The sequence below is a fragment of the Guyparkeria halophila genome, from assembly GCF_034479635.1.
Lineage (GTDB): Bacteria > Pseudomonadota > Gammaproteobacteria > Halothiobacillales > Halothiobacillaceae > Guyparkeria > Guyparkeria halophila.
This window is the reverse complement of record NZ_CP140153.1, coordinates 1,514,762-1,529,344: the sequence shown is the minus strand read 5'-3', so window position 1 is coordinate 1,529,344 and position 14,583 is coordinate 1,514,762. Positions and strand designations below refer to the sequence as shown.

The window sequence follows — 14,583 nt, the reverse complement described above, 5'->3', positions numbered from 1 at the left end:
CCGCGAATCAGGCAGGCCGTTCAGATCGCCTGGCCGTTCTCAGGCCAGAAAGAGGGCCCGCCAGTCGCGGTTGTCGTTGCGCGGCAGGTCGGGTTTTACTCCGGGCAATGGCAGCTCGATGCCGATCTGGCATTCACCATTGCCGAGGGGGCGAAACCAGATCACCTCGCCAAGCAGGTAGAACGGCTCGGTGTTTTCCTCCAGGCGCGCGACCACCTCGACGGACATGCCGGGGGTTACCCGGTCGGCCCAGCCGGCGTCGCAGCACAGATTCAGGCCGTTGGCGCTGATGTCGATGATGTGTCCGCTGCCCACGGGGTGGGATTCGCCGGCCAGGCGCAGCAGGCCGGTGCCGGTCTTGTCGAGACGCGTGAAATCGCGGCGGTCGCGGTGGCGCTCTTCGTCGCTGGGGCGGGTCGCGCGTTCAATGTTCATCGCGATGCTCCTCCAGTTGGCCGCGCAGTTCGACAAGCGAGCGGGCGAACCGCGGGTTGCCGAACACCAGCCGTGTGCGATCGGCGAACAGGTCATCGAGTACCTGCCCGACCGGAAGGCTAAGCTTCGCCTGCCCGGTGCGGTTGGCGAAGTTGATCACGCCGTTGTCGGTGTCGAGATCCCGGATCTTCAGGCGACGCAGGGCACGTCCGGGCCCGGTGTATACCTCGAACCATTCCTCGCTCGCGCTCTGCTGATCGAAAAACGTCTGAACGACGGCGAGCGAGGCGAGCAGCAGCCCGTCGGTGGGGATGTGGCTCGCGGTGGCTGCCGGCTCGCTGGTGCCCGCGTCTTCCGGCGCATCTGGCGCATCCGGCGCATCCGGCGCGACGCGCACGTGGTCCGTGGTGTTATCCGCGCTGTCATCCCGGGTGCCGTCGGTGCTCGGGTGGGCCGATGCCGTGTCCGTCTCGGCAACCGGCGAGGGAATCGTCAGGGTATCGACCGGCTCGGACTGGGCCGCCGGCTTGTCGTCGTTGGCGCTCGTCGGTGGTTGTTCGGCAGCCACCGGTGTCGACCGAGGCGGCTCGGGCAGGTCCAGGCTGTCGCGGCTCTGGTGGTCGAGATACTCGATGAAGGCATCCAGGGCCTGCTGTTCTTCGCCGAGCAGGCCGTCGCTGGTCGTGTCGTTGAATACCCGCGAGGCCTCGCGGGCGAATGCCTTGACGTCGTCCGGGCCCAGCGTGGGATCGAGCTGCAGGGTCAGGGCATCCTGGAGCAGACCGATGATCCCGGCCCAGGGGGCGCTTTGCCGACCCTGGTTGATCATGGTGCGGACCATGAACGGCTGGAATACCTCGTCGAGCAGGGCGCTGGTGGGCGCGCGCACCGGCGTGTCGTTGACATGACCGGCGAGGATCTTGCTGACACGGAGACGGCAGCGTTCCTCGATCTGGGCCAGGCGCTCGTGCGCTGGGGTGACGGCCGGCTCCGGCGATTCGACCGGCTTGCCGCGCGAGATGTCACGCAGGCGCTCGGCGAGGGCGTCAAGCTCGGCGGGGTTGTCCAGCACGGCCTGCTGGATGGGGCCGAGGATGGACGCGGTCGACTCGATATCCGGCTTGAGATCCGGGTCCGAGCCGATCAGGGCGAGCAGGTTGAGGATGCGGCGCAGCGGATGATCGGCGTCGGAGAGAAAGTGCCGATCTCTCGATGCGAGCAGCAATACCGCCAGTTGCAGCGTGGCGATCTGGCGGCGATGACGCGGATCGATCAGCCCGTCGTTGAGCACGTCGCTCAAGGTCATGCCGACCAGACGAATCACTTCCCGACTGCGGGTCGGCCAGTTGGCGGCCGGCAGGGTGGGCTCAAGGCGATCCTGAATGAACGCGGCGAAATCCTCGGCACGCCAGTCCTGGTCGCGCTCGAAGCGGAACTGGTACTGGTCGTCGCCGTCAATGCTGGCGCGCACCAGCGGTACCAACCGATCGGCCAGTGCGTCGGGCGAGGGACCGGCGTGTTGCGGCACATCGGGCACGGTCGGTTGGGCGGTCGGCGGCGCGCCGAGCGGGACCGCGTCGGCCAGCGGGTCGCGCAGTCGCTTGATGCCGGGCAGGACGCCGACCTGGATCAGGTAATCATTGAGTACCGAGTAGATCGGGGTGAGCCGGAACAGCACCTGGTCGGCCCAGTGGGCGATCAGTCGGTGCCGTACAGCGGCCGGCAAGTCGCGGGTCCGGGCGAGAAACGCTCGGCTGATCGATTCGAGCGTGAACAGGCCGGCGGGGACGTTCTCCGGGTCATCGCCGTGCAGCTGACCGATGCGGGCCTCGAATTGGGTGTGTTCGATGCCGCAGCGCTGGCCGGCCTCGGCGAGCTTGTCTTCAAACGCCAGTGCGCGGGTGCGATCGCCGATCAGTTGATGCCATTCGGTTTGCTGCCAGTCGGCCGCCGGCTCCAGCAGGGTCTGGGCAAAGGCGCGGTAGAAGTCCTCCTGCTCGCTGCGAGACTGGGCGATGGCCTCAAACGCCTCGGCCCGCCGATCGTTGTCGGTCTCGGTCGAGGCCTGGTCGAACAGTCGCCGCTCGACCTGGGCGAACAGCCGCTTGACGCCCTCGTGCAACGCGGCCCCCATCAGGCGGGCCAATTCGTTGCGGACCTGGGCAGGGCTGGTCTGGAATCGATTCATCATTTCGTTTCAGCGTTCGATATCGCTTGATAGAGCTCGAGATACGAGCGGGCGCTCGCGCCCCAGTCGTACTCCTGGGCCATGGCCTGCTGGCGTACCTGCATCAGGTCGTCGGGTCGTTTGAACAACGCGGCGAATTCGTCGATCGACCAGAGGATCGAGGTGACGTCGACGTGGCTCATCACGATGCCGGTGGCGGTGGCGTCACGCAGGGTGGCCGGGGTGACCGGGGTGACCGTGTCGGCCAGGCCACCGACGCTGTGGACGATCGGCACGGTGCCGTACTTGAGGCTGTAGAGCTGGTTGAGCCCGCAGGGCTCGAAACGACTCGGCATGATGAACGCATCGCCACCCCCCTCCAGTCGGTGGGCCAGTCCCTCGTCGTAGCCGATGCGCACGGCGATACGTTCGGGATCGGCCTCGGCGCGTGCCCGCAGCGCCTGTTCGAAGCGGCGCTCGCCGCTGCCGAGGCAGGCAAACTGCACGTCGCGCTGACCCAGCATGGACAGGGCCTGGATGACCAGGTCGATCCCTTTCTGTTCCACCAGCCGACCGACGTGCACGATCAGGGGCACGTCATCCCGTATCGGCAGACCGAGCTCTTTCTGAAGGGCGGCCTTGTTGGTCGCCTTGCCGTCGAGATTGTCGTGGGAGTAAGGCGTGACCAGGGCCGGGTCGATCTCCGGATCCCAGTCCGACCCGATGCCGTTGAGGATGCCGACCAACGCATCACTGCGATGGCGCAGCAGGCCATCCAGGCCGTAACCGAATTCCGCCGTCTGGATTTCCCGGGCGTAGTTGGGGCTTACCGTGGTGATGCGGTCGGCGAACACGATGCCGCCCTTGATGAAGGACATGTTGCCCCAGAACTCGACTCCGTCGGGTCGCCACAGGCTCCAGGGCAGCCCGAGGCGTTCGAAGGTCGAACGGTCGAACACGCCCTGGTAGGCGAGGTTGTGCAGGGTGAAGACGGTCTGCGGCTTTTCGGCCTCGTGGAGCAGGGCCGGGATCAGGCCCGTCTGCCAGTCGTTGGCGTGCACCACGTCCGGGTGCCAGTCGGGATCGACCTCGCCGGTGGCGACGGCGACCGCCGCGCGGGCGAACAGGGCAAACCGGTCCGGGTTGTCGTGCCAGGAGTTGCCGTCCGGCCCCATGTAGGGATTTCCCTGGCGGGCGGAGAAGGTGGGGTGGTCCACCAGGTAGACGCGCACGCCGCTGTCGGGCATGACGGTGTGCAGGATGTCGACCGGCTGACCGAGCACGTCAAGACGTGCGAGATGCTCGGTGGTCTGGTCCTCGCGCAGGGCCAGGTCGCCGTAGCGCGGCAGAACCAGGCGCACGTCGACGCCCAACTCGGTCAGCGCGGCGGGCAACGCCCCGGAGACGTCGGCGAGCCCCCCGGTCTTGATCAGGGGATAGGCTTCACTCGTCGCAAACAGCACAGACAGCGACACGTCGGTATCTCCTTGATATCAGTTGCGGCGGCCGGGTGGGGCCACGCCGGACGGGCGTCACGCCCCGGGACAACGTGGGATGTGTTTCCCAAACCGCCAAGTATCGCATGTTATCGGAACGCCGTGGTTCGGCACAGCGGGAGTTACCCCTCGCCGCCGTGCTTGAGCACGATCGCCGACAGGCCGGGCAAGTCGAGGGTAAGGCTGCATGGTTGATCATGCCATGGGGTGGTCTCGGCCGTGCCGGGCGAGGGGTTGTGGCCCGCGCCACCAAAGCCCTCGCTGTCGGTGTTCAACAGCACCTGGTATCGCCCGGGCTCCGGGACACCGATGCGGTAGCCGGGGCGGTCGACCGGCGTGAAGTTGAAGACCACCACCACGGTTTCGAAATGGCCGTGACGACAGAAGCTGATCACCGACTGGTTGCGGTCGTTGCAGTCGATCCAGGCAAATCCGCCGGCGTCGAAATCGCGCTCGTGTAACGCCGGTTCGTGCCGATAGCGGAAATTGAGTTGGTCGACCAGGGCCTGGATGCCTTGATGCAACGGATAGTCGAGCATCCACCAGTCCAGCTCTCGGGCATGCGACCACTCGTTGCCCTGGCCGAATTCGGTCCCCATGAACAGGAGCTTCTTGCCGGGGAAGGTGTACTGCCAGGCAAGCAGCAGGCGCAGATTGGCAAAACGTTGCCATTCGTCACCCGGCATCTTGTTGGGCAGGGAGCGCTTGCCATGCACGACCTCGTCGTGGGAGAGCGGCAGGACGAAGTTTTCCGAGAAGGCGTACAGCAGGCCGAAGGTCAGCAGGTTGTGGTGATACGGGCGGTGCAGCGGATCCTCGCTGAAGTAGGCCAGCGAGTCGTTCATCCAGCCCATGTTCCACTTCATGGAAAAGCCCAGCCCGCCGTGCTCCGGCGGCCGGGAGACCATCGGCCAGGCAGTGGACTCCTCGGCCATCATCAACGTGCCGGGGTTGCGCGACAGGATCGTGTGGTTGAGCCGCTGCAGGAAATCGATCGCCTCGAGGTTCTCCCGCCCGCCGTGGCGGTTGGGCAGCCAGTCGTCGGCCTGGCGGGAGTAATCGAGGTAGAGCATCGATGCCACCGCGTCGACCCGCAGCCCGTCGAGGTGCAATTGCTCGACCCAGTACTGCGCCGAGGCGATCAGGAAGTTCTGCACCTCGCGCCGGCCGTAGTTGAAGATCAGGGTGCCCCAGTCACGATGTTCGCCGCGGCGGGGGTCGTCGTGCTCGTAGAGGGCGCTACCGTCGAACCGCGCCAGGGCGAACTCGTCACGCGGGAAATGCGCGGGAACCCAGTCGAGGATCACGCCGATGCCGGCGGCATGCGCCCGATCGACGAAACGGCAGAAGGCGACCGGGCTGCCGAAGCGACTGGTGGGGGCGAAATAGCCGGTGGTCTGGTAGCCCCAGGAGGCATCGAAGGGATGTTCGGTGACCGGCAGCAACTCGATGTGGGTAAAGCCCCGTTCCTGGACGTAGGGGATCAGCTGGTCGGCCAGTTGGTCGTAACTGGGAAACTGCCCGTCGGGCAACCGCCAGGAGCCCAGGTGCACCTCGTAGGTCGCCATGGGCGCCTGGTCCCATTGCCATTGCTCGCGGCGGGCCATCCAGTCGTCGTCGTGCCATTCATAGGGTTGGAAGGCCGGTACGATGGCGGCGGTGTCGGGGCGCATTTCGAAGGCGCGGCCGACCGGATCGGTGCGCAGTTGCGTTTCGCCGGTGAGGTGGCTGGTGATCTCGAACTTGTAGAGATCGCCGACCGTGACACCGGGAACGAACAGTTCCCAGACGCCGCTGTCACCGAGCACGCGCATGGGATGACGACGGCCGTCCCAGTCGTTGAAGCTGCCGACCAGGCTGACGCGCTCGGCATTGGGTGCCCACACCGCAAAGCGGGTGCCGACCACCTCGTCGACCGAGAGCACCTGGGCGCCGAGCATCTGCCACAACTGCAGATGGCGGCCTTCGGCGAACAGGTGCAGGTCGAGTTCACCGACGGTGGGCAGGAAACTGTAGGGATCGACGATCTCGTATCGGTGCCCGTCCGGCATGATGACGGTATACGCCGGATGTTTGGGGGCCCAGGCCCGCGGCAGGGTCGCCTCGAACAGGCCCGGGCATTCCGGGTGGGCGGTCAGTGCCATCGGCTCGCCGTCCTGATCGACGGTCTCCACCGACGCGGCGTGAGGCTGATAGGTACGTAGCCGGAGGGTTTCGTTATCGGTGGCATGCACGCCCAGCACCCGGTGCGGGTCGTGGTGGCGCGCATCGACAATGGCTTGAAGGTCGTTTTCCATGCGGTTTCGATCCCGGTAGTTGGCGCTGGTGCGCGCTGTCGGCGATGCCTGGCGGATTCGCTGCCCCGACTATGGCATAGGCGCCGGGTCGCAGCGAGCCCGCAGCGAGGCTCCCGTTCCGGGGTGACAGGTGCGAAGGCCGCGTTGCCGGGCTTCCACCTACCGGCACGACTTGGGGAAACAGGATCATTTGCACGGCCTGGCGTTTCCGGTGCGGGGCTTCATGACTCAAAATTGTTATACCCCGGAAACACGGATGCGCTAGGCTTTTGATTGGCGGTTAGCCGCTGGTTTCGACCACATGGAACGCGAGAGGAAACTCGGGATGATTGTCGACAGCCCCAAGCGACTGGTCAGTCGAATCACCAGGGACACACTGGCCCTGGTCCTTGCCGGTGGACGTGGCTCGCGTCTGCGTCAGTTGACCGACTGGCGTGCCAAGCCGGCCGTGCCGTTCGGGGGCAAGTTCCGCATCATCGACTTCCCGCTATCCAACTGCGTCAATTCCGGCATTCGCCGCATGGGCGTGCTGACACAGTACAAGGCGCACTCGCTGATCAAGCACGTCCAGCTTGGCTGGGGTGGCAACCACGTCGCCCGCGGCGAGTTTGTCGAGCTGCTGCCCGCACAGCAACGCATGAACGACCAGTCCTGGTACAGCGGCACGGCGGACGCCGTGTACCAGAACATCGACATCCTGCGCGCGCACGAGTCCGAATACACCCTGATCCTGGCCGGCGATCACGTCTACAAGATGGATTACGGTCCCATGATCGCCTATCACGTGGAGAAGGGCGCGGATCTGACCATCGGCTGCATCGAGGTGCCGGTCGAGCAGGCCCGCGCTTTCGGCGTGATGGGGATCGATCGCGAGGGACGGATCGAGAGCTTCGTCGAGAAGCCCGACGACCCGCCGCGCATGCCGAGTTCGCCCGACACGTCGCTCGCCTCGATGGGGATCTACGTCTTTCGCACCGATTTCCTGTTCGAGCAGTTGATTCTGGATGCCGACGACCCCGATTCCGAGCACGATTTCGGCAAGAACGTCATCCCGCGCCTGATCGAGGAGCACCAGGTCTATGCCTACCCGTTCCGTGAGCCGGGACTGACCGATCAACCCTACTGGCGCGACGTGGGCACCATTGATGCCTACTGGTCGGCGAACCTCGAGCTGATCGGGGTCCAGCCCGATCTCAACCTCTACGATACCGACTGGCCGATCTGGACCTACCAGGAACAGTTGCCGCCGGCGAAGTTCGTCTTCGACGAGGATGGTCGCCGGGGCATGGCCATCGATTCGATGGTCAGTGGTGGCTGCATCATCTCCGGCGCGGTCGTGCGCCACTCGCTGCTGTTCTCGAACGTGATGGTGCGCGAACAGGCCTACGTCGAGGATGCCGTGATCCTGCCCAACGTGCAGGTGGGCGAGGGCGCCGAGGTACGTCGGGCGGTGATCGACAAGGGCTGCCTGATTCCGCCGGGCATGCAGATCGGGGTCGACCTGGAGGCCGATCGGGAACGATTCGAGGTCAGTCCCGAGGGTGTGGTGCTGGTCACGCCGCAAATGCTGGGACAGAAACTGCACATGGTGCGCTGATATCGATCCTGATCGCCCCGGGTCATTCCCCGGGGCGATGCCGGGACAGCGTCTTTCGCGAATAACCGGGCGCCTGGGGCGCCCAGCTGGGTGATTCGGCATGCCAACCACGCTCCCCTCGAGACCGCTGCCGGTCGTGTTTCTCTGGCACATGCATCAGCCGGAGTACCGCGACCCGCGTGACGGGGTCTACCAGCAACCCTGGACCTACCTGCACGCGATCAAGGATTACGCCGACATGGCCGCGCACCTCGAGCGCTGGCCCGATGCCCGGGTGGTGGTCAATTTCGTTCCGATACTCCTCGAGCAACTTGAGGATTACGCCACTCAGATCGAGGCCTACCGGCGTGACGGGGATATCAGCGAGCTTCGCGATCCGTTGCTGGTGAGTCTCGCCGAGCCGGGCGCACTCACGGGCGAGCAGCGTCTGGGCGTGCTCGAGGCGTTACTACGCGCCAACCGCGAGCGCATGATCGAGCGATTTGCCCCACTGGCGCGGCTGGTCGAGACGGCCGAGGCGCTGCTGCAATCCAGGGATCCGGCCGGTTACGCCAGCGATGCGTTCATCGGTGACTTGTCGGTATGGTACCACCTGGCCTGGTGCGGCGAGACCCTGCGACAGACGAACCCCACCATCAGCGGTCTGCTCGAGTACGAGGGCGGCTTTGATGCCCAATCACGTCGTTCGCTGCTGGGCGTGATCGGCGAGACCATTGGCGGGTTGTTCGATCGGTTTGCCGCCCTGGCCGATCGTGGCCAGATCGAATTGTCGATGACGCCCTACGCGCACCCGATCACACCGCTCTTGCAGGATCTGCGCGCCGGACGGGAGGCCGAGCCCGGTGCTCCGCAACCGCAGGCCGAGGACTACCCCGACGGTGATCAGCGCAGCCGCTGGCACATCGAACGGGGACGGGCCGTGTTCCGTCGTCTGTTGGGGCGTGAGCCCGCCGGCTGCTGGCCGGCCGAAGGGGCCATCTCCGATGCCACCTGTCGTCTGCTCGATCAGGCCGGCTTTGCCTGGGCGGCCAGTGGCCAGCAGGTGCTGAGAAACAGCCTGAACCAGGCCCACCAGACACTGCACTGCGATCACCAGGTTTATGGTCGGCCGGGGCAGGGGCTGCGGTTGTTCTTCCGCGACGACGGGCTTTCCGATCGTATCGGCTTCGACTACCAGAACTGGCATGCCGACGATGCGGTCGACGATCTCGTGCATCACCTGGTCTCGATCGCCGAAACCTGTGACCACCTCGGCGTCGACATGCCGTTGGTGCCGATCATCCTCGACGGCGAGAATGCCTGGGAGCATTATCCGGACAACGGTTTCTGGTTGCTCGACGGGCTTTACAAGCACCTCTCGGCTCATTCCCGCATCGAGATGACCACCTTCTCGGCTTTCCTCGAGAAAGAACCGCAGGCGGTGGAATTGAAGGCGCTGGTCGCCGGCAGCTGGGTCTACGGCAACCTTGCCACCTGGGTCGGCGAGCCCGCCAAGAACCGGGCCTGGGATCGGCTGGTCGAGGCCCGTCAGGCCTACGTCGACGCCGAGTCCGCCGGGGACTGGGATCACTCCACCCGGGCTCGCAACGCCCAGCAACTGGCGGTCTGCGAGGGCTCGGACTGGTTCTGGTGGTTCGGGGAAGACAATCCCGCCGAGGCGACGCGCGATTTCGACCGGCTGTTTCGCCTCCAACTGGCGCGCCTGTATGAACTGATCGACGTGGCGGTACCGGCCAGTCTGGACGAGCCCATCAGCGTGCCGAGCGACGCGGCCGGGCGGGTCAGCGGCGGCGGCACGATGCGTCGAGGACAGGCGTGAGCATCGAGCCCCACGAACCCCCGGCGACGCGTCGGCGGGCGGGCGTGCTCCTGCCCATCGGCAGCCTGGCCTCGCCCGGGTTCGGCAGGGATGCCCACGAGGTGTTGGCTTTCCTGGAGCGGTCGGGGCTGTCCGTCTGGCAGGTGTTGCCCTTGGGCCCCACCCATCCCGACAACAGTCCCTACCAGTGCCTGTCGTCGTTCGCCCTGGAGCCGGCGTACCTCGATGAAAGCGATCTGGCCGCCGACCCAGCCTTCCAGATCTCGACCCCGGTGAGCGCGCGCCGGCGGGGAGAAGGGGTCAGCAAGGCGTTATGTGCGGCGTTTGCGGAATTTCGCGACCGGGAATCGCACTGGCTCGAAGACTACGCGCGTTTCATGGCCATTCGCGAAGCCCAGCACGGCCGTTGCTGGCTGAACTGGCCCGTCGGTCTTCGTGATCGTGACCCCCAGGCCATGCAGGCCTTCGAACAGGAGCATGCGACGCGTATCGAGGCGATCGCCTTCGAGCAGTTTCTGCTGGAGCGGCAATGGCAGTCGGTGCGCGACGAGGCGCGCGAGCGGTCGATCTGCCTGTTCGGTGATCTGCCGATCTTCGTGGCCGGTGACTCGGCCGATGTCTGGGCGCATCGACCCCTGTTTCAGTTGGATGCCAGCGGCCGTCCGAGCGTGGTGGCCGGCGTGCCACCGGACTATTTTTCGGCGACCGGGCAACGCTGGGGCAATCCCCTGTTCGATTTCCAGCAAATGGCCGAGGATGGATTCGCCTGGTGGAAGCAGCGGTTGGCCCGTCACCTGGCCTTGTACGACTGGGTCCGGATCGACCACTTCCGCGGGCTTGCCGCCTACTGGGCGATCCCCGTCGACGATCCCGACGCCACCGGGGGGCAATGGGTGCCTGGACCCGGCGCGGCGCTGCTCGAAGCGCTGGAAACCGTCGGTGGGGACGACTTGCCCCTGGTGGCGGAAGACCTGGGCGTGATCACCCCCGACGTGATCGCGCTGCGCGATGATTTCGGTCTGCCCGGCATGGTGGTGCTGCATTTCGCCTTCGACGGTGACGAGGACAATCCTCACCTGCCCAGACACCATCGACCCAACTGCGTGGTCTACACCGGCACGCACGACAACGACACCACCTTGGGCTGGTGGCGTTCGCTCGACGAGGCCATGAGGGCGCGCGTGAGGCGGTGGCTCGAGGCGATGCAGGGCATCGACCCGGCCACGCCCATGCCGGAGGCAATGATCGACTCGGCATTGGCCTCCCCGGCGAATCTCGCCATCCTGCCGATCGGCGATTTGCTGGGCCTGGGGTCGGAGGCGCGCATCAATGTCCCTGGCACTCGGGAGGGCAACTGGTGTTGGCATTTGCCCGCCGCCGCCCTGGATGACGAGCTCGCCCGAGAAATGCGTGTCCGGCTCGCGCGGCACGATCGTCTTGCTTGACCGACGCCGCCTGCAAGCCCCCCGATAAAGCGCGAGGAGCCAAAGAAAAGGCCACCGCCCGCGCACGGGGGTGGCCTCGATGGGCTGCTAACGGTGGTCGATCACCCCGTGTTGCGCATCCCGGCGGCAATGGCGTTGATGCTGCGCAGCAACGGTGGCAACCACTTCTCGCGCTCGCCTTCCGGCACGCTTTCGTCACGATGGCGTGACAGCAGCGTGATCTGGATGTGGTTGAGGACGTCCAGATACGGGTTGCGTCGCATCATCGACGTGCCGATGTACTCGTCGATTTCCACCAACGAGTCGGCGTGGGCCACTTCCAGCAGCTGCTCGACGGCGCAGTCGTACTCCGCACGAATCTTTTCGTAGACCGTTTGAGCCTGTTCCTGGTCGGAGACGAGGCCGGCGTATTCCCGAGCGATGTTCATCTCGCCCTTGGTCAGCGACAGCTGCGTGTTGCGCAGCATGCTGTGGAAGAACGGCCATTGGTCGAACAGGTCGTGAAGCAGCTCTTCGCGGCCCGGATTCTCCTCGCGCCAGCGCTTGAGCGCCGAGCCCATGCCATACCACGCCGGCAGGGTGTGGCGTGACTGCGACCAGCCGAACACCCAGGGGATCGCGCGGACCGATGCCTTGGAGAGATCGCCCTTCTTGCGCGAGGTGGGTCGCGACCCGATGTTCAGCAGCCCCAGTTCGCGGACCGGGGTGGCCTCGTGGAAGTAGTGGAAGAAGAACGGCGTGTGGTCGGTCAGATCGCGATAGGCCTCTTCGCCGAAGCGCGCCAGGTCGCCCACCACGTGCTCGTATTCCTCGGGTACGGGGTGCTCGTTGACGACCTGGTGCTGCGAGGCCTTCATCAGGCCGGTCGCGCCCATGGTGAGTTCGTAGATGGCCGTCTCGTTGTTGCTGTACTTCGAGGACAGCACCTCGCCCTGTTCGGTGAACTTGATCTGGCCCTCGACGGTGCCCTGTGGCAGCGAGAGGATCGACTCGTGGGTCGGACCGCCGCCGCGCGCGACCGTGCCGCCCCGACCATGGAAAAGACGGCACTGGATGCCGTGGCTGCGGGTCAGGCGGATGACGCGCTTCTGGGCGTTGTAAAGGCTCCAGACCGAGGCGAGCGAGCCGCCGTCCTTGCAGGAGTCCGAGTAGCCGAGCATGACTTCCTGGAGTTCGCCCGAGGCGCGCACCAGACCCCGGTAGGTCGGGTTGTCGAACAGCGTGCCCAGCACGTGCTCGATGTGCTTGAGGTCCTCGATGGTCTCGAACAGCGGCGAGACCTGGATGTCGCTGAACCAGGCCCCGTCTTCGGTCTTGCCTACCAGGCCGGTCAGCGAGGCGAGATACATCACCTCCATGACGTGGCTGGCCGAGTGGGTCATCGAGATCACGTAGGTACCGAAGCATTCGCGGCTGATGTGATCGATCAGCTGGCGTTTGACCTCGAGGACCTTGACCACCTCGCGGGACTTCTCGCTCAACCCGTCCGCGGCCAGCGCCTCGGCCCGGTGCTTGCCGGCCTCGATCAGTTCGCCCAGCACGCGGGTGCGGTCGTCCTCGGCCAGGTTGGCGTAATCGATTTCCGGGGCAAGCTGCTTGAGGACCTGCGTGACGGTCTCGGTGTGCTCGGTGGATTCCTGACGGATGTCCAGGCGCACGAGATGCCAGCCGAAGGTTTCGGCCAGGCGGGTCAGGTCCTTCAGGTCGCCCTCGGCCAGCAGCCGATCACCAATGCCGACCAGCGAATCGCGCAGGCGGTACAGGTCGTCGAGGAAGGCATCCTTGCTCTGGTAGGCGCGCGGATCGAGCTCGGTCGGCTTGCCATCGAGTTCGCTGTGAATGTAGGCAAGGTTGTAACGCAGCCGCTGGCGGATGGCGCGCAGTTTCAGGCGATAGGGTTCCTCGGGGAAGAACTCGCCGTTGTGCTGGTTGGCCTTCAGCATGCCGAGCGCCTCGGCATCGGCCTTCAATTGCAGCTGCTGGCAGTCGATTTCCGGCACCAGTTGCAGCGAGTGGGTCAGGATGCGCTTGAGTGTCTCGAGGCGATCCAGGTACTCCTTGAGGATGGTCTCGGAGGCCAGGCAGACCGCCTGGATGGTGACGTCGTGGGTGACGTAGGGGTTGCCGTCCCGGTCACCGCCGATCCAGGAGCCGAACTTGAACAGGCTGGGCACCGTGACCGGCTGGTCGGGGTTGGTGGCGTTGTAATTGAGATTGACGGCCCGCTCGAGGTAGCGGTAGGCCTTGGGCACGGCCGCGAAGATCGAGGTGCGGAAGTAGTACATGCCCAGACGGATCTCGTCGGACACCTCGGGACGCGTCGTGCGCACCTCGTTGGTGCGAAGCAGGGCGAGAATGATCGATTTCACTTCATCCAGCAGGCGTTCACGCTCGACCCCGGTGGACTCCGGACGGTCGAGTTCGCCGCACAGGAGGAAGATGCGGCGCTGCAGATCCATGACCGTACGGCGCTTGGCTTCGGTCGGGTGGGCCGTGAAAACCGGCATGTACACCAGCTGGTCGAGCAGCCCCTGGAGCTGTTCCGAGGTCATGCCCTCGCGGTGGAAGCCTCGGATGGTGTCGTAGAACGACCCGCGCCACAGTCGCAGACCGCGACGAATCTGGCGGCGACGATGCTGATGGGAATAGTCTTCCTCGGCGATATTGACGAGGTTGAAGTACAGCCCGTAGGCACGCACGACCAGGTTGAGGCTGTCGGCGTCGAGCGCTTCAATCTCGTCCATCAGCTCGCCGTAGAGCTCGGGATCGTAGCTCTTGCGCAGGCGGATGAAGCCACGACGCAGGCTTTCGACGGTATCGAAGACCGCCTCGCCGGCTTGTTCGCGGAGCACTTCACCGAGCAGGTTGCCGAAAAGGCGCACTCGGGCGCGCAGGGCCTTATCCTTGTCTTTGCTTGTCGTCATCGCGTATGAGTTCTCGCGGATTGATGGTTGCGGCTCCGAGATCGGGGATTGCCCCGGCTCGGAGTGGCCCGCCCGACCGCGGGGACCCTGGGGTTGGCCCGTGGGAAGGGGATCGGGATCGTCGGGCAAAATCGCGGGCATTATATCGATTTCTGGCCTCTCTTGCCGGTTGGCACCGCAAGGCCCGTCATGGCGGGCTCCATATGTCGTGCTCGTTGGCTTGTGGCTGGCCTGTTTTGGTCATGGCGTCATGGAAATCGAATCCGCGTTGGCTACGCTTGAATCAGTCGATCTTGATGTCGGCACGCCGACATGGCGCGAAGTTTGCTGCCTTTTGTTGGGCGATGTTTTCTCAACGAACGCAAAGGGGCGGTGACCGGGCATTGGTCTCCCAGGTCGATCA

General features: G+C 65.3%; 8 protein-coding genes. 3 read left to right on the top strand and 5 right to left on the bottom strand.

Features of this window, described 5'->3' with window-relative positions:
- Window positions 1-39 precede the first annotated feature (39 nt).
- The 4 genes from SR882_RS06985 to glgB all read right to left on the bottom strand — a co-directional run bounded on the left by SR882_RS06985 (window position 40) and on the right by glgB (window position 6,395).
- Window positions 40-435 (bottom strand): PilZ domain-containing protein, encoded by a 396-nt coding sequence (locus tag SR882_RS06985; RefSeq protein ID WP_322520536.1) that lies wholly within the window; start codon window positions 433-435, stop codon window positions 40-42.
- Entirely contained in the window at window positions 425-2,626 is a 2,202-nt protein-coding gene (locus tag SR882_RS06980; RefSeq protein ID WP_322520535.1) for a DUF1631 family protein, read from the bottom strand. The genes SR882_RS06985 and SR882_RS06980 overlap by 11 nt, the downstream gene beginning before the upstream one ends.
- Window positions 2,623-4,071: a glycogen synthase GlgA gene (gene glgA / locus SR882_RS06975; RefSeq protein ID WP_322522399.1), complete on the bottom strand. Its 1,449-nt coding sequence runs from the start codon at window positions 4,069-4,071 to the stop codon at window positions 2,623-2,625. Before glgA ends, SR882_RS06980 begins: the two co-directional genes overlap by 4 nt.
- 149 nt (window positions 4,072-4,220) lie before the next feature.
- A complete protein-coding gene (glgB, locus tag SR882_RS06970; protein ID WP_322520534.1) occupies window positions 4,221-6,395 on the bottom strand; it encodes a 1,4-alpha-glucan branching protein GlgB in 2,175 nt (724 codons plus the stop codon).
- A 325-nt stretch (window positions 6,396-6,720) separates the two neighbouring features.
- Between glgB and glgC the strand changes: the two genes are divergently transcribed.
- From glgC to malQ, 3 genes are all read left to right on the top strand, one after another.
- A complete protein-coding gene (glgC, locus tag SR882_RS06965) occupies window positions 6,721-7,992 on the top strand; it encodes a glucose-1-phosphate adenylyltransferase (RefSeq protein WP_407653304.1) in 1,272 nt (423 codons plus the stop codon).
- Window positions 7,993-8,092: 100 nt separating this feature from the next.
- Window positions 8,093-9,811, top strand: coding sequence for a glycoside hydrolase family 57 protein (locus SR882_RS06960; protein ID WP_322520533.1), 1,719 nt, complete (start codon window positions 8,093-8,095; stop codon window positions 9,809-9,811).
- Window positions 9,808-11,256 carry a 4-alpha-glucanotransferase gene (gene malQ, locus SR882_RS06955; RefSeq protein WP_322520532.1) on the top strand — a complete coding sequence of 483 codons (1,449 nt, stop codon included), beginning with the start codon at window positions 9,808-9,810 and terminating at the stop codon, window positions 11,254-11,256. The genes SR882_RS06960 and malQ overlap by 4 nt, the downstream gene beginning before the upstream one ends.
- A gap of 101 nt (window positions 11,257-11,357) precedes the next feature.
- Here malQ and ppc read toward each other — a convergent pair whose 3' ends face one another.
- Complete coding sequence (gene ppc / locus SR882_RS06950; protein ID WP_322520531.1) at window positions 11,358-14,180, bottom strand: phosphoenolpyruvate carboxylase; 2,823 nt, start codon at window positions 14,178-14,180, stop codon at window positions 11,358-11,360.
- Window positions 14,181-14,583: the final 403 nt, after the last annotated feature.